This is a genomic window from Uliginosibacterium sp. sgz301328 (genome assembly GCF_041807905.1).
Lineage (GTDB): Bacteria > Pseudomonadota > Gammaproteobacteria > Burkholderiales > Rhodocyclaceae > JBGVSA01.
In genome coordinates this window covers 1-16195 of the sequence record NZ_JBGVSA010000003.1, presented here as the reverse complement: position 1 = coordinate 16195, position 16195 = coordinate 1, and the positions used below count along the sequence as shown (strand labels likewise).

Here is a 16195-nt window from a genome sequence, read left to right as displayed (position 1 = left end):
ATCGAACGGATGAGCGAAGTGTCTGGAATCACGCTGGCCCTGTCCAAAGGGCGCATCTTCGAAGAAACCCTGCCGCTGCTGGCCGCCGCCGGCATCGTGCCGACCGACAATCCTGAGTCGTCGCGCAAGCTCATCATCGGGACCAATCGCCCCGATGTGCGCCTGGTCATCGTGCGCGCGACCGACACGCCGACCTACGTGCAGCATGGGGCGGCCGATCTCGGGATCGCTGGCAAGGACGTGTTGCTCGAACATGGCAGTGAAGGCCTCTACCAGCCGCTCGATCTGAATATCGCCAAGTGCCGCATGAGCGTGGCCGTGCGCGCCGGCTTCGACTACCAGGACGCAGTGCGCCGCGGCGCGCGCATCCGCGTGGCAACCAAGTACACCACCGTGGCGCGCGATCACTTCGCCGCCAAAGGCGTGCACGTCGACCTCATCAAGCTGTATGGTTCGATGGAGCTGGCACCGCTCGTTGGGCTGGCCGATGCCATCGTCGACCTTGTGTCCACGGGCGGCACGCTGCGCGCCAATAATCTGCACGAAGTCGAAGAGATCATGCCGATCAGCTCGCGTCTGATCGTCAACCAGGCATCGCTCAAGCTCAAGCGTGAGCTGCTGCAGCCGGTCATCGAAGCCTTCGCAGGAGCGATCAAGCCATGATCCGCCGCATGAACAGTGCAGACGCTTCGTTTGCCGCTGACCTCTCCGCTTTGCTGGCGTTCGAAGACGCGACCGATGCGCGCATCGGCAACGCCGTCGGCGAGATCATCGCCGGCGTGCGTGCGCGTGGCGATGCTGCCGTCGTCGAATACACCAACCGCTTCGATCAGCTCGATGCCGCCGGCATCGACGCGCTGACACTGCCGAAGGTGCAACTGCAGCAGGCACTTGATGGTCTGCCTGCGCAGCAGCGCGCCGCACTCGAATTGGCCGTGGCACGCGTGCGCGAGTATCACGAGAAGCAACTGCTCGAATCCTGGTCGTTCACCGACAGCCTGGGCAATCGGTTGGGGCAGAAGGTCACGCCGCTGGATCGCGTCGGCCTGTACGTACCTGGCGGAAAGGCAAGTTACCCGAGTTCTGTGATCATGAACGCCGTGCCGGCCAAGGTGGCAGGCGTCGGTGAGTTGATCATGGTGACGCCCACGCCGCGCGGCGAACGCAATCCGCTCGTGCTGGCCGCCGCCGCGCTCACCGGCGTCGATCGCGTGCTCACCATCGGCGGTGCGCAAGCCGTGGCGGCGCTTGCGTATGGCACGCAGAGCGTGCCACAGGTAGACAAGATCGTCGGCCCGGGCAACGCCTACGTGGCGGAAGCCAAGCGGCGCGTGTTCGGTACCGTCGGCATCGACATGGTGGCGGGCCCATCCGAAGTGCTGGTCATCTCCGACGGCTCGGGCAACCCGGATTGGGTGGCGATGGACCTGTTCGCTCAAGCCGAGCACGACGAACTCGCGCAGTCGATCCTGCTGTGCACCGATGCCACCTTTATCGAGGCGGTTGCGGCTTCGATCGCGCGTCTGCTGCCGACCATGGAGCGCCGCGAGACCATCGCGACTTCGTTGGCCAATCGGGGTGCGTTGATTCTCGTACGCGATCTGAACGAAGCCTGCGAAATCTCCAATCGCATTGCGCCGGAGCACCTGGAACTGTCGATGGAAGACGCGGAAAAGTGGGGCGACCACATCCGCCACGCTGGCGCGATCTTTGTCGGCCATAACTCGGTCGAAGCGCTGGGCGACTACTGCGCCGGCCCCAATCACGTGCTGCCGACCATGCGTAGCGCGCGGTTCTCGTCGCCGCTGGGTGTGTACGACTTCCAGAAACGTAGCAGCATCATCCACATGTCCGAAGCCGGCGCCAAAGCGCTGGCGCCCGTGGCCGCCACATTGGCTTACGGTGAAGGTTTGCAGGCGCACGCACGGTCAGCGGAGTATCGCGGCTGAATTCGCGCGCAGCGAAACAAAAAGGGAGCCCCGAAAGGCTCCCTTTTTTATTGGCTGTCCGTCTGGCTGCGCTCAGCGCACGAACACTTCCAGCCCTGAAGGCGTGAGCCCGCCAAAGTGCACGCTGTTGGTGGCGATGCGCCACGACTGCTCTTCGACCGGGTTGCCGCCGGTATTCGGATTCACGTCGAAGTGCGGAAACTTGCTGCTCGAAATCTCCAGCCGGATCCGATGGCCCGTATCGAACAGATTGCTTGTGGGCATCAGCTCGATGCGTATCGGGTAGCGCACACCGGGCTCCATCATTTCGGCGTGGTCCCAACCGTTGCGATAGCGCACCCGCAGGATGCCATCGCATACGTTCATCGCAAAGCCGCGCGGCCAGTCTGCGCTTGCAGGGTGCACGTCGACCAGCTTGGCGGTGAAGTCGGTGTCCGGGCAATCAGAGCTCACCCACAGCGTAACCGCCACTGGTCCGGAGATTTCCATCGACGAATCCAGCGGCTCGGTTTCGAACACGAGCACGTCCGGGCGCGATGCCGTGGGCAAGTAGGGCGGGCGGCTGCCGAAGAATTGTGGCGCCTCGCGCTGATCGTACGCACCGCCTTCCATGACTGGTGCGCCGGATGTGATCGCGCCGCCAATGGAAGGTACGGGGTGACGGGGATCGAAGGTATAAGTGCGCTCGCCCGCATCCATCGGCGCGTCGAGCAGAAGTCTTCCGCCTTCGGCGAGATACAGGCGGACGGGTGTGGCCTGCGTCGGCGGCCAGGTTTCGGTCGCACACCATTGGCCGCCGTGCGAGATGCGCGCATTGATGTCGCGCCGACCATCGCCGCCCCCCATGCGGAAGTAGCGCACGGTGGGGGTGTCGTCCGGCCACGCGGCCGCATCGTCCTGGAGCCAACGGCGGAACCACGCCAGGCGCAACGCCAGATAATCGTCGGCGAGCTGGCCGTCGAGCGTGGCGGTCGGGCCGAAATCCACGTCGCCGGCAAAGGTGTCGCTGCGGGCGCCGTGCGTCCACGGCCCCATCACCATGTAGTGCGGGCCGCGATGATGCTGGCGCAAGCCGTTGAAGTTGGCCGGAATGGTGCTCGCGTACGGGTCATACCAGCCGCACATCAAGAAGGTCGGAATATCTGCCGCATCGTGATAGCGCCCCTCCGCGCATAGGCCGATCTGCGCCCATTCGGCGTCGAAATCCATGGCGCGCCACTGATCGAAGAAATACGCCTCGTAGTCCGGATGCGCGCGCAAGGGGGAATGCCCGGGCTTCCATGGCATGCGCCCGAACCAGTCGCGGATGTCTTCGGCTTCGAGCGCGGCCCGCATGAGCGGATCGCGTTGCGCCTCGGGGCTTTGCAGCGCATGCCGGTATGCCCACGTCGCCTGCTTGAGTTCGAAGGCACCACCCTGGCGAATACCTGCCCGATGGGCGTTCCAGAATCCACCCGAATCCATGAACAGGCATGCAAGCCCCGGCGGGTTGAGGCAGGCCAGCGCCATCTGCGTATGCGCTGCGTACGACAGGCCCATCATGCCGACGCGGCCGTTGCACCACGCTTGCTGGCGCACCCACGCCAGCGTGTCGGCGCCGTCGTCGGCTTCGCGGATGTACTTGACGAACTCGCCCTCCGAACCGTGCCGGCCACGGCAATCCTGAAACACCACGGCGAAGCCCCGGCGCACGAAGTACGCCGCGACTGTCGCGCGATCGATCGGCTGTGGATGCGAGCGCGAGCGCTCCGATACCTGCGTGCCGCGCTTGCCGTACGGTGTGCGTTCGAGGATCACCGGCCACGGGCCGGGCAGGGCGCCGGCCTCATCGGCGGGCAGGTAGACGTCGGTGGCAAGATGCACCCCGTCGCGCATGCGGACGCGGGCATCCGGCAGACGGGCGACGCCGGTCTGCAAGAGTTCGATGTTCATGTTGTACGGCTCCGCTCGGCCCGGGGGGCGGGCAAGGTCCGGGCGGCGCTCGCCGCCCGGGTCGGATAGCGATATGTCGGGTGATTTATTCGGTGATGTCGACCACCATCGTGCGTTCGTCGCGACGCGGCTTGAAGTTGATGTTCTTCTTGGCCACCCAGGTGAGCTGCTCGAAGTACAAGGGGATCATGCCGACATCATCCATGGCGGTACGCGTGGCTTGCTCGAGCCCCGCCTGATGCTTGGCCGGATCGGCTTCCTTGTCGGCAGCTTCGATCTGCTTGTCGAACGTCGGGTTGCTGTAACGGCTGCGGTTGAAGAGACCCTGGCCGCTTTCCTTGTCATAGGTGTGCAGCGTCTGGTTCAGGCCGCGCAGCGCGCTGCCCGAAGTCGAGCCGAAACCAAACAGGAACATCGAGAATTCCTGCGCCGAGGCGCGCTTGAGGAACACGCTGTTGGGCATGACTTCGACCTGAGCCTGCAAGCCGCCGCGCGCCAGCAACTGACCAACCGCTTGCGCCACTTGTGAATCGTTCTGGAAGCGGTCGTTAGGCGCTTGCAAGGTCACGCGGAAACCATTCGGGTAGCCCGCGGCGGTCAGCAGCTTTTTGGCTTCGACCGGGTCATACGGCACGCCCGCGTAACCCTTGGCGTAGCCGATCAGGCCCTCGGGGACGAACTGGCCGGTGGGCTCGGCAACACCGCGCATGACGCGGTCGACCAGGGCTTTCTTGTTCACCAGCATGGCCACGGCACGGCGCACGCGAACGTCCTTGAACGGATTGGCGATGGGGTTGCCGTTGTTGTCGGTGACAAAGGGCGATTTGTCGCGCGTGCTGTCGACGCTCAGGTAGATGAGCCGCGCGGACGACTTGCGCCAGACCTTGAAGCTCTTGTTGCTCTCGATACCCGCGAGGTCCGAGGTCGGCACGCCTTCGACGAGGTCGGCGTCACCCGACAGGAGTGCTGCGATGCGCGAGGCACCATTGCCGATGAAGCGTAGCGTCACCTGTTTGAAGTGTGGCTTCTGCTTGCCCCAGTAGTACGGGTTGGCTTCCATCTTCACGTACTCGCCGCGTCGCCATTCGACGAACTTGTACGGGCCGGTGCCGATCATCGCCTTGCCGGTGTTGAAGGCATCGCTGTCGGTGTCGGGCTTGACCTCGCGCGAGGTGATGTACAGCTCGCCGATGTCATTGATGAAGCGCGGGTCGCGTGTCTTGAGCTTCACGCGCAGGGTGTACGGGTCGGGCGCGGTGATCGATTCGATGTTGGCCACCGAGCTGTCGAACGAAGCGGGGCTGCCTTTTATTTTGGGAATGCGGTTGACCGTGGCGATCACGTCCTGCGCGTCGAAGTTCGCACCGTTGGAGAACTTCACGCCGTGGCGCAGCTTGATCTCCCACGTCGTAGGGTCAACTTCGCGCCAGCTCTCCGCCAGCGCGGGGACTTGGCGCATGTCTGCGTCGAAGGCCACCAGCCTGTCGAAGAACTGTGCGGCCATCGCCTGGTTGGGCGAGTTGCGCGCGAAGTCCGGATCCATCGTGGTCTGTTCGGTCGACAGCGCCACGCGCAGGTCTGCCGCTTGTACGAGCCCGGCGCCCAGGCTCAGGCAGACGGCCATCGCGGCGGCTCTCAGTGTTTTGTTCATCTCGGTCTTCCTCCGTGGGGCGCGGGTCTCAACGCGCAAGGCTTAGATCATTCAGATGACAGGCCGCCGTGTGGCGCGGCATGACTTCGCGCAGCAGCGGAACGTCGACACGACAACGCGGCATCACGTGGGGGCAGCGCGGGTTGAAGTGGCAGCCGGCCGGTGGATTGAGCGGCGAGGGGATCTCACCCTGCACGGGCTGGTAGTCGCGCTTGCCGTCTTCGATCCTGGGAACGGCGCTCAGCAGCGCCTGTGTGTACGGGTGGCGCGACTGGCTGAAGATATCCTCGGTGCTGGCCTGCTCGACCACGCGGCCGAGGTACATGATCACCACCTCGTCGCAGATGTGCTCGACTACGCCGAGGTCGTGGCTGATGAACAGATACGTGAGCTGCTCGCGCTCCTTCAGGTCCATGAGCAGGTTCAGGATCTGCGCCTGGATGGAAACATCCAGCGCCGCCACCGACTCATCGCAAATGAGCATGCGCGGCTTGACCGCCAGCGCGCGAGCGATACCGATGCGCTGGCGTTGCCCGCCGGAAAACTGGTGCGGATAGCGTTGGGCGGCCGACATGTCGAGGCCGACCATCGAGAGCAATTCCGCCAGCCGGCTTTCGCGTTCGCGTGCAGGCGTGATGCCGTGGACCAGCGGCGCTTCCATGATGATGTCGGCCACGCGCTTGCGCGGGTTGAGCGAAGCGAACGGATTCTGGAAGACCATCTGGATTTCCAGCGCCATGCGGCGGCGCGAAGTCGCATCCAGCGTGGCAAGGTTCTGTCCGCGGTACAGCACTTCACCCTGCGTGGCGGGGATCAGTTGCGCGACGATGCGCGCCAGCGTCGACTTGCCGCAGCCAGATTCACCCACGATACCGATGACCTTACCGGCCTGCACCGTGAGGCTGACATCATTGACGGCGTGCACGCCCGCACTGGGGTGCTTGCGCGACACGAGATTCACTGCGCGCTCGATGAGGTCCGGCCGCTGTGTGAAAACCTTGCTGACGTGGCGCAGTTCGAGGATCGGTTCGCTCATTGCGCGTTCTCCGGATGCCAGCAGACGAAATCATGTCCGGCGACGAATGCCATGCTGGCGGGATATGTCGTGCACTGCTCGGTGGCGCGCGGGCAGCGCGTGCGGAACGGACAGCCCGAGGGCAGCGCCAGCATGTTTGGCGTGTTGCCGGGGATCTGGTAGAGCCGTTCGCCGCGTGGCACTTGCGAGGGGATCGAGCGGATCAGCCCGGCGGTGTAGGGGTGATGCGGCGCATGCAGCACCGCTTGCGCCGGACCCGATTCAACGATGTGGCCCGCGTACATGGTCAGGATGCGGTCGGCGATCGATGCCACCGCACCGAGGTCGTGGCTGATCCAGATGAGCGCTGTGCCTTCCTCGCGGCACAGGGTCTGGAACTCGTGAATGATCTGGCCCTGGATGGTCACGTCCAGTGCCGTGGTCGGCTCGTCGCAGATAATGAGATCGGGCCGGTTGATGAACGCCACCGCAATCGCTACGCGCTGGCGCATGCCGCCCGAAAACTGGTGCGGATAGCTGCGGATGCGCGTCTCGGCCGACGAGATGCCCACGCGTTCGAGTACATCGATTGCACGTGCGAGCGCGGCCTTGCGGCTGACTTTCTCGTGCGCCTGGATGGTCTCGATCATTTGCGTGTCGATACGTAGCACCGGGTTCAGCGTCATCGATGGGTCCTGGAACACCATCGCGATTTCCTTGCCGCGGATGCGCTGCATGTCGCGCTCGGGCAGGCCGACGAGCGACTTGCCCTTGTAGCGGATGTCGCCCGCGACGATGCGCCCCGGTTCATCGATCAGTCCGAGGATCGAAAAGCCCAGCATCGATTTGCCCGAGCCCGATTCGCCGACAAGCCCGATGACTTCGCCGGCCCGCACATCGAGGCTGACACCATCGACTGCCGGCACGACGCCGGCTCGCGTGAAGAAGTGCGTCTTCAGCCCGCGGATTTCTAGAAGGTTCTCGCTCATGACCGCTATTTTTCCAGACGCGGGTTGAGAATCTCCAGCAGTCGATCACCGACGATGTTGATGGAGAAGAGCATGATGAGCAGGACTAGCCCCGGATAGAAAGCGATCCAGTAGCTGCCCGACATGATGAACTGCGATCCATTGGCGATCAGCAGTCCGAGCGAAGGCTTGGTCACCGGCACGCCCAAGCCGAGAAACGACAGGGTCGCTTCGGTGCCGATGGCGTGCGCCGTTTGCATGGTGGAGATCACGATGAGCGGCGGCAGGCAGTTGGGCAGCAAATGCCCGAGCACGATGCGGCGGCTCGGCAAGCCCAGGCAATGAGCGGCTTCGATGTATTCCTGGCTGATCTCCACCAGCGCTGCGCCACGCACCGCACGCGTGTAATAGGCCCACTGCACGACGACGAGCGCCAGGATCACCTTGTCCACGCCCTGGCCGACCATGGCGAGCAGAAGCAGCGCGACGAGGATGGTCGGAAAGCCCAGCATGATGTCCACCGCGCGCATGATGACCGCATCCACGCGGCCGCCGCAGTACGCGGCGATCAGGCCGAGCAGCGTGCCGATCGACACGGCGATGCCCCCCGCCAGCACGCCGACGAACAGACTCGTGCGCAGCCCGTACAGGATGGCCGACACCATGTCGCGGCCTTGACCGTCGGTGCCGAGCAGATAGGTGAGGGTGCCGTCGAGGTTGTGGCTGCCCGGCGCCATCTGTGCATCCATGATGTCCACAGTGGCGAGGTTGTAGGGGTCGGTCGGGGCGATCCAGGGCGCGGCAAGTGCCGAGACAACGACGACCACGCACACGAACAGCGCGATGGCCGGCAACGGACGACTCAGCAGACCGCGCAGGATCTTGGCGAAACCTTTGTGTGCGGTGCTCATGCGCGCTTGCCCCCGAGGCGGATACGCGGATCGAACACCGAATAGAGGATGTCGACCACCAGGTTGATGACGATGAACATGAACACCACCAGCGTGAGATAGCCCACCACGACCGGCCGGTCGAGCTGCGCGATGCTGTCCAGCGTAAGCTTGCCCATGCCGGGCCACGCGAAGATCTGTTCGGTGACGACGCCGTAAGCGATGAGCGAGCCGAATTCCATGCCGATGACCGTGATGAGCGGGATCATCGTGTTCTTGAGCGCATGGATCACCACGATGCGCCATGCGGCGAGCCCCTTCGCACGCGCGTACTTGATGTAGTCCTTGAGCATCACCTCGCGGATGCCGCTGCGCGCCAGGCGCATCACGACGGCAATCTTGAACAGCGACAGATTGAGCGCCGGCAGGATCAGGTGACGGATGCCATCCCATGTGGCAAGGCTGGTCTGGATACCGAGTATCTGGCCCGTCTCGCCACGTCCGTTCGGTGGCAGGACACCCAGCCAGACGGAAAAGACCATCATCAGGATCAAGGCCTGCCAGAAATTCGGCACCGAGAAACCCAGGATGGAGCTCGTCACCAGCGTGCGGTCCAGCCACGTGCCGGGGAAAAGTCCGGCGAGGATGCCCAGGGGCAGTCCGATGAGCAGGGCGAACACCAGCGCGACGAAAGCCAGTTCAAGCGACGCCGGCATGCGTTCGAGCACGAGTTCGAGCGTTGGACGATGGTAGATGAACGAGGTGCCCAGATCGCCATGCACGGCGTTCTTGAGGAACACCACGTATTGCTGCCACACAGGCAGGTCGAGCCCCAGTGCGTGGCGGGCGGCTTCGATCTGGGCGGGGGTGGATTCCGGATGGACCAGCAACTCCATCGGATCGCCCACGGCGTAGATACCGAAAAAGACGATCAGCGATACGAGCAGAAGTACGAACAGGCTCTGCAGCAATCGCCGTCCTGCATAGACCAGCATCGGTCGGATTCCTCTCTGTGGGCATGCCGCCGCGCATGGTGGACAGCGGCTGTTGTGGAGCAGAACGTTAGCCTCTGCCGATTCGTGCTGTAAACGGCATGGTCGATTTATATTCGCCTATCGAAATATGCGATAGGGTATCGGTCATGAAGATCGGTCAGATGAAGGCGTTCCACGCCATCCACACCCTTGGCAGCACCGTTGCCGCTGCGCGCCAGCTCGGATTGTCGCAATCGGCAGTGAGCAGCCTGCTGACGCAATTCGAAGAATCGTTGGGGTTCCGCCTGTACGAGCGCGAGAAAGGTCGTTTGTTGATGCGGCCAGAAGCCGACATCGTCTTCGAGCAGGTGCAGCGCGTGCTGGTGGAAGCGGACCGGCTTTCGCTGCTCGCCGACGGCGTGCGTCATCAACGCGACGGGGTATTGCGCCTGGCGATTCCCGGCAGCCTCGCCGAGACCACCATGGTGTGGGTGCTGCGGCAATTGCGCGAAGATGCGCCCGACGCCAAGGTCAGCCTGTACATCAAGCCCTACGAGAACATCCAGGACATGGTCGCCGAAGGCAAGGTCGACATCGGTGTGGTCAAGTTGCCGATTGCGCATCGCACTTTGCGTGCGGTGCCGCTGATCACTTCGCCGACGGTGATCGTCATGCCGCCCGACCATCCTTTGGCCGCACTCAAGACCGTGTCGCCGCGCGATTTGACAGGAGAACGATTGATTATCCTCGGCGGTGCGACGACGTTCTGGGAAGAAGTGGAGCGGCACATGTCGCATCGTGGCGTGGCCGCCGACATCGCCTACGAAGTGCACGACACCCGCGCGGCATGTCGCCTGGTGGAAGCCGGGCTGGGCGTGGCGTTTGCCAACGATCTGATGGCTGCGCAGTATCGGCATCTGGGCATTACCTGGCGACCGTTCGTGCCGGATATCCCCCATCACTTCTGCCTCATTCACCACGAGAAAATCGCACACTCGCGATTGTTCGATCGCATGTGCGCGCTGTTGTCCAACGGCGTGGCCCGCGCCGTGAGAGATCCCGACGCTGCATGAAAAACGGGGCGCGAGCGCCCCGTCCAACCACCGGCGAATTGCGTGTGACAACTCAGGCGGTTTCGGCCTCCGCCACGCTCGTGCGCACCTTGCAGCGATTGACCGCCGACACGAGTGCGCGCAGCGAGGCTTCCATGATGCTGGCCGATTCACCGGCGCCGAAGATCGAACCGGCCATGCCGGGGCTCGATACTTCGACGAAGGCCACGGCGCGCGCCCTGGAGCCCTGCGAGAGCGAACGTTCCTCGAAGCTGTCGATCGACATCTCCACGCCGAGCGCGTTGATGGCAGCTTCGAGCGGACCGTTGCCTTCGCCGCGCATGACGCGCGGCTGCCCATCGATCATCACCTCCAGTTCAATGGCATGGTGATCACGTGATTCGTTCAGCTTGTGGCCGAGCAAAGTCACGGGCACATCGGCTTCGAAGTAGGTTTGTCCGAAGATGTGCCAGATGTCCTGGGCGCTCTGTTCGCGTCCCGTCTCGTCCATGACCTTTTGGACCTCGGACGAGAATTCCACCTGCATGCGGCGAGGCATGACCAGCCCGAAGGCCGATTCGAGCAGGTAAGCAATGCCGCCCTTGCCCGACTGGCTGTTGACGCGAATGACAGAATCGTAAGTACGGCCGACGTCGGCCGGATCGAGCGGCATGTAGGGCACTTCCCAGATACCGTTCGGGTCTTGCACGGCGAAGCCCTTCTTGATCGCGTCCTGGTGCGAACCGGAGAACGCGGTGAAGACGAGGTCGCCGACGTAGGGGTGGCGCGGGTGGATCGGCAATTGCGTGCATTCTTCCGCCGTGCGTGCCACGTGGTTGATGCGCGAAAAATCCAGTTGCGGATCGACGCCCTGCGTATAGAGGTTGAGTGCGAGCGTCACGATGTCGACGTTGCCGGTGCGTTCGCCATTGCCGAACAGGCAGCCTTCCACCCGGTCCGCGCCCGCCATCATGGCGAGTTCAGCGGCGGCCACGGCCGTGCCGCGGTCATTGTGCGGGTGGACACTGACGATGATCGAATCGCGGCGCGAGAGATTGCGGCACATCCACTCGATCTGGTCGGCGTAGACATTGGGCGTGGCGGCTTCGACGGTGGCCGGCAGATTGAGGATCACCGGGTTCTGCGGCGTCGGTTGCCACACATCGAACACGCGCTCGGAAATCTCGAGGGCAAAGTCGAGCTCGGTGGTGGAGAAAGTCTCGGGGCTGTACTGGAAGACCCATTCGGTCTCCGGCTGTTCGGCGGCGAGCTGGCGGACGAGTTCGGCTGATTCCACAGCAATCTTGGTCACGCCTGCGCGATCGGTGTTGAACACGATCTTGCGGAAGCCGGGCGAGGTCGCGCCGTACAGATGCATGATCACGCGTCGCGCGCCGCGCACGGCTTCAAAGGTGCGGCGGATCAGGTGCTCGCGCCCTTGCGTGAGGACTTCGATGGTGACGTCGTCGGGGATACGGTTTTCAGTGATGAGCTTGCGGACGAAGTCGAAGTCGGTCTGCGAGGCGGAGGGGAAGGCGACTTCGATTTCCTTGAAGCCGATTTCGCAGAGCATCTCGAACATGCGCAGCTTGCGTGCGCCGTCCATTGGTTCAAACAGGGCCTGGTTGCCATCGCGCAGATCGGTGCTCATCCAGATCGGGGCGCGGGTGATGGTCTTTGAAGGCCAGGTGCGGTTCGTGAGGTGGATCGGGGCGAAGGCCTGGTACTTGCTGGCGGGGTTCTTCAACATGGTCGTCGGTTCCTGTTTGCGTGTTCGATGAAGGCGTTACGGTCGGCGCGGACATCGGACAGCTGCAAAACGGCAGCCGGAATCATGGCCCGATGCCCGGGGCGCAGTCGCAGTCGAAGTAGCAAATTGGATGGACGCATGTCGGTTCTTCCTCGAAATTGCGCGCAAAAGGATGCGCAAAGGAGCCGTTCGCCTTGGGGCGACGGGTATTACAGCCGGAACGAAGGGGGAGGTTTTATCTGCGCGCGGGGCGCAGCAGCAGACCCCGCAGCAGGGCGCCGAGGGTCAGGGAGGACAGCAGAGCGAAGGTGAGCACGAGGTGCGTCATCGCAGACATAAGTCGCAGGCTAACTTCAAACAAAATGGCCTGTCAACGCCCGCATGGTTCCGGCTATCGAAAATTGACGTAGGTCGCATAGTCTTAAGTCTTCTATTTGCGTAATATCAAGCACAATTTGATTGCTGCGCGCTAACGCATAAGGATTTTCGATGTTCTACGGTTTGTTTGATGGTCTGGTGGATTTGCCTTGGTGGGGCTACGTGCTCGTCACCCTCGGCCTGACTCACATCACCATCGCGTCGGTCACCATCTTCCTGCATCGCCACCAGGCGCATCGCGCGCTCGATCTGCATGCCATTCCCAGCCATTTCTTCCGTTTCTGGCTGTGGATGACCACCGGCATGGTCACCAAGGAGTGGGCGGCCATCCACCGCAAGCACCACGCCAAGTGCGAAACCGAAGAAGACCCGCACAGCCCGCAGACGCGCGGCCTGCGCAAGGTGCTGTGGCAAGGCGCCGAGCTTTATCGCGCCGAAGCCAAGAACGAAGAGACGTTGCGCAAGTTCGGCCATGGCACTCCTGATGACTGGCTGGAGCGCAACGTGTATCGCCATTCGGTGATCGGCGTTTCGCTCATGCTGATCGTCGACTTCATCCTGTTCGGTGCCATCGGCATCACCATGTGGGCCGTGCAGATGGTGTGGATTCCGTTCTGGGCGGCAGGTGTCATCAATGGCCTGGGGCACTTCTGGGGCTATCGCAATTTCGACTGTGCGGACGCTTCGACCAACCTCGTGCCCTGGGGCATCCTTGTCGGCGGCGAGGAATTGCACAACAACCATCACACCTTCGCCACGTCGGCCAAATTGTCGGCCAAGTGGTATGAGTTCGACATCGGCTGGATGTATATCCGCTTGCTCGAAATGGCCGGACTGGCGACGGTCAAGAAGACGATTCCCGTGCCGCGCTTCGGCGAGGCCCGCGCGACGATCGATCTGGAAATGCTCCAGAACATCATCACTCACCGCTACGACGTGATGACGCGCTACCTTCGCTCGCTCAAGGATGTATACGGCGAAGAGCTGTCGCGCCTCAAGGCCGCGCACGGCGATCGTTTCGATATCAAGAAACTGCGTGCGTGGCTGCAGGACGATTCCGAATCGCTGTCGGCGAGCGCTCGCCAGCAAGTCGCCGATGCGCTGGCGCATAGCCCGCGCCTGGCCATGCTGTACCAGATGCGTGAAGAGTTGGCGGCGCTCTGGGCACGCTCCACGGCTTCGCGCGAACAATTACTCAAGCAGTTGCAGGACTGGTGCCATCGGGCCGAACAAAGTGGCGTGAAGCAATTGCATGAACTTTCCATGCGCTTGCGCAGCTACGCTGCCTGATTCAGTCGAACACCCACACGAAGCCCGCATGACGCGGGCTTTTTGTTTGCGGCACCGGCGTCGGTGTCAGTGCGGTGTCAGCGTCTTGAGGCCGGCGATGCCAATGACGATCAGAGCGATGCAGCCGATGCGCGCCAGCGAGGCAGGCTCGCCCAGATACAGCATGCCGAAGATAACGGTGCCAACGGTGCCGACCGCGGTCCAGACTGCGTAGGCGGTTCCCAGCGGCAGGGTGCGCACGGCGAGTCCCAGCAGGATCACGCTGCCGATCATGGCAGCAACGGTGATGACGGTCGGCAAGGGGCGGGTAAAGCCGTTGGTGTACTTGAGCCCCACGGCCCAGACGATTTCCAGCAGGCCGGCAAAGAAGAGAATCAACCAGTTCACGATGATGCATCCTTCATGAGCGGGCCGTCCCGAATGATGGGCAGAGGCGGGGTCGTCCCCGCGTGCAATGAAAAACGCCGCGCAGTGCGCGGCGTGTGGGAATGATACCAAAGGCTTGTCAGGCGGTCTTCTTGTGGCGGACCGAGACGATCTGGTAGACGCCGCCGAAGATGGTGCGCTTCTCCCAGGTGAAGCGCTCAGGTTCGCTCGAAAAATGACTGATCTCGTGATTCCACAGCGCTTCCGCAAACGGCTCCAGCAGTCGATTGACCACTTTCAGGATGTAGCGGATCGGTTGCCAGCGCGACGGGCCGTGGTAGTCGACGAAAAGCGCCTCGGCGCCTTCCGGCAGCTGGTTCAGCATGTTGTCGACAATGGCGCGTTTCCAGTTGTCCGGCACTTCGTGCAGGAGGAAGAAGCTGCAGATCAGGTCTTGAGGCTCGCTCGCCCGGAAGCTGCCGGCGTCGCTGCGTACCACCTGTGCCCAAGGCAGATCCTTCAGTTTGCCTGTGCCGTGGCTCACCTGGATCGGTGTCACATCGGTGAGCTGGAAATGGCCATGCGGGCCACATTTTTCGGCTGCCAGACGCACCAGATCGCCGTACACATGGGCGACCTGCCACACGCGCATGCCGGGCTTGATGCGTTCGAGGTAAGCGCGCATCAAGCGTCGGTCATTGAGGAACAACAGCACACGCACGACGATGTTGCGGTCGAGCATGCGGACCAGTTTTGGATTCACGTAGGCCCAGTCATAGACCTCGTGCATGTAGGAAGGAATCGGGCCAACACGTTGTTCGCCCTGAGAAGAGGAGCTGACGGCCTCGGCGCTGTTGGTGGTCGCTGCGAGTGTGTTTTCCGTCATTTTGTGCCCCTTGTGGCTGATCAATAGTCTTAGTTTATCGGAGCTTAATGAGGTTCCCTTGAGCTAAACCAAAAATAAAGGCCGCTCATAGCCGGGTTAAATCCTGATTACCAATTGTTATATATAAATCCATGCGTTATTACCACCCGATCAGTAAAATTGCTGCATCGCGAACATCTGGTTAAACGCAAGTCATGGCAACTTTTGGCACCGAACGCGTCCTTAGCGTTCATCACTGGAACGACACGCTGTTCAGCTTCAAGACCACCCGCGACGCGGGCCTGCGCTTCCGCAACGGCCACTTCGTGATGATCGGCCTTGAAGTCGAGGGCAAGCCGCTGGTGCGCGCCTACAGCATCGCCAGCGCCAACTATGAAGAGCACCTCGAATTCTTCAGCATCAAGGTGCCCAATGGCCCGCTGACTTCGCGCCTGCAACACCTCAAAGAAGGCGACTCGATCCTCATCAGCAAGAAGCCCACGGGCACGCTGGTGCTGGACGACCTCAAGCCGGGCAAGAACCTGTTCCTGTTCGGCACGGGCACAGGGCTCGCGCCGTTCATGAGCCTCATCAAGGACCCGGAAGCCTACGAGCGCTTCGACAAGGTCATCCTGTTCCATGGCGTGCGTTATGTGTCCGAACTGGCCTACCACGACTACATCACCAAGGAACTGCGCGAAGACGAAATCCTCGGCGAGATGATCGGCGACAAGCTGCTCTACTACCCGTCGGTGACGCGTGAGCCGTTCCGCAACCAGGGCCGTCTGACCGATTTGATCGAGTCCGGCAAGCTGTGCGCCGATCTCGGCCTGCCGCCCCTCAATCCGGAGACGGACCGCGCCATGATCTGTGGCAGCCCGTCGATGAACAAGGACACCGCCGATCTGCTCGAAGCGCGTGGCTTCGTCATTTCCCCGGGAGTTGGCGAACCGGGCGATTACGTGATCGAACGCGCTTTCGTCGAACGCTGAGCGTATCCGGTCATCATAGAAACCCCGCTGCGGCGGGGTTTTTTCATTTGGTGCGCGATGCTCGCCGATGGTGCATGACGGAGCGATCGGCAAGGCCGATCCCACTGCGAGCGTGTGATGGGT

General features: G+C 62.6%; 14 protein-coding genes. 5 read left to right on the top strand and 9 right to left on the bottom strand.

The features are described from left to right. Nucleotides 1–18 precede the first annotated feature (18 nt). Together hisG and hisD are read left to right on the top strand one after the other, a co-directional pair. Nucleotides 19–663 carry an ATP phosphoribosyltransferase gene (gene hisG, locus ACDA63_RS02795; protein WP_373661877.1) on the top strand — a complete coding sequence of 215 codons (645 nt, stop codon included), beginning with the start codon at nt 19–21 and terminating at the stop codon, nt 661–663. Further along, nucleotides 660–1949, top strand: a complete 1290-nt coding sequence (gene hisD / locus ACDA63_RS02790; RefSeq protein ID WP_373661646.1) for a histidinol dehydrogenase — start codon at nt 660–662, stop codon at nt 1947–1949. The genes hisG and hisD overlap by 4 nt, the downstream gene beginning before the upstream one ends. Before the next feature lie 72 nt (nt 1950–2021). Here the strand turns inward: hisD and ACDA63_RS02785 are convergent, their stop codons facing one another. The 6 genes from ACDA63_RS02785 to ACDA63_RS02760 all read right to left on the bottom strand — a co-directional run bounded on the left by ACDA63_RS02785 (nt 2022) and on the right by ACDA63_RS02760 (nt 9400). Next, nucleotides 2022–3881: a CocE/NonD family hydrolase gene (locus tag ACDA63_RS02785; protein ID WP_373661645.1), complete on the bottom strand. Its 1860-nt coding sequence runs from the start codon at nt 3879–3881 to the stop codon at nt 2022–2024. A gap of 85 nt (nt 3882–3966) precedes the next feature. Further along, nucleotides 3967–5532 (bottom strand): ABC transporter substrate-binding protein, encoded by a 1566-nt coding sequence (locus tag ACDA63_RS02780; protein WP_373661643.1) that lies wholly within the window; start codon nt 5530–5532, stop codon nt 3967–3969. A gap of 28 nt (nt 5533–5560) precedes the next feature. Continuing rightward, nucleotides 5561–6568 carry an ABC transporter ATP-binding protein gene (locus ACDA63_RS02775; protein WP_373661642.1) on the bottom strand — a complete coding sequence of 336 codons (1008 nt, stop codon included), beginning with the start codon at nt 6566–6568 and terminating at the stop codon, nt 5561–5563. Further along, a complete protein-coding gene (locus ACDA63_RS02770) occupies nt 6565–7536 on the bottom strand; it encodes an ABC transporter ATP-binding protein (RefSeq protein WP_373661641.1) in 972 nt (323 codons plus the stop codon). The genes ACDA63_RS02775 and ACDA63_RS02770 overlap by 4 nt, the downstream gene beginning before the upstream one ends. A gap of 5 nt (nt 7537–7541) precedes the next feature. Next, nucleotides 7542–8426, bottom strand: coding sequence for an ABC transporter permease (locus ACDA63_RS02765; RefSeq protein ID WP_373661639.1), 885 nt, complete (start codon nt 8424–8426; stop codon nt 7542–7544). Next, entirely contained in the window at nt 8423–9400 is a 978-nt protein-coding gene (locus tag ACDA63_RS02760; RefSeq protein WP_373661638.1) for an ABC transporter permease, read from the bottom strand. The genes ACDA63_RS02765 and ACDA63_RS02760 overlap by 4 nt, the downstream gene beginning before the upstream one ends. Before the next feature lie 146 nt (nt 9401–9546). Between ACDA63_RS02760 and ACDA63_RS02755 the strand changes: the two genes are divergently transcribed. Further along, nucleotides 9547–10452, top strand: a complete 906-nt coding sequence (locus tag ACDA63_RS02755; protein WP_373661637.1) for a LysR family transcriptional regulator — start codon at nt 9547–9549, stop codon at nt 10450–10452. 52 nt (nt 10453–10504) lie between these two features. On the opposite strand, the gene leuA is transcribed toward ACDA63_RS02755, so the two are convergent. After that, nucleotides 10505–12181 carry a 2-isopropylmalate synthase gene (leuA, locus tag ACDA63_RS02750; RefSeq protein WP_373661636.1) on the bottom strand — a complete coding sequence of 559 codons (1677 nt, stop codon included), beginning with the start codon at nt 12179–12181 and terminating at the stop codon, nt 10505–10507. A gap of 501 nt (nt 12182–12682) precedes the next feature. Here leuA and ACDA63_RS02745 point away from each other — a divergent pair. Then, nucleotides 12683–13849 carry a fatty acid desaturase gene (locus ACDA63_RS02745; RefSeq protein WP_373661876.1) on the top strand — a complete coding sequence of 389 codons (1167 nt, stop codon included), beginning with the start codon at nt 12683–12685 and terminating at the stop codon, nt 13847–13849. 66 nt (nt 13850–13915) lie between these two features. On the opposite strand, the gene sugE is transcribed toward ACDA63_RS02745, so the two are convergent. Both sugE and rquA read right to left on the bottom strand, forming a co-directional pair. Further along, nucleotides 13916–14236 (bottom strand): quaternary ammonium compound efflux SMR transporter SugE, encoded by a 321-nt coding sequence (gene sugE, locus ACDA63_RS02740; RefSeq protein WP_373661635.1) that lies wholly within the window; start codon nt 14234–14236, stop codon nt 13916–13918. Between the two features lie 118 nt (nt 14237–14354). Continuing rightward, nucleotides 14355–15101, bottom strand: coding sequence for a rhodoquinone biosynthesis methyltransferase RquA (rquA, locus tag ACDA63_RS02735; RefSeq protein ID WP_373661634.1), 747 nt, complete (start codon nt 15099–15101; stop codon nt 14355–14357). A gap of 194 nt (nt 15102–15295) precedes the next feature. Here rquA and ACDA63_RS02730 point away from each other — a divergent pair, with 194 nt between their 5' ends. Further along, nucleotides 15296–16072, top strand: a complete 777-nt coding sequence (locus ACDA63_RS02730; protein WP_373661633.1) for a ferredoxin--NADP reductase — start codon at nt 15296–15298, stop codon at nt 16070–16072. Nucleotides 16073–16195 lie beyond the last annotated feature (123 nt).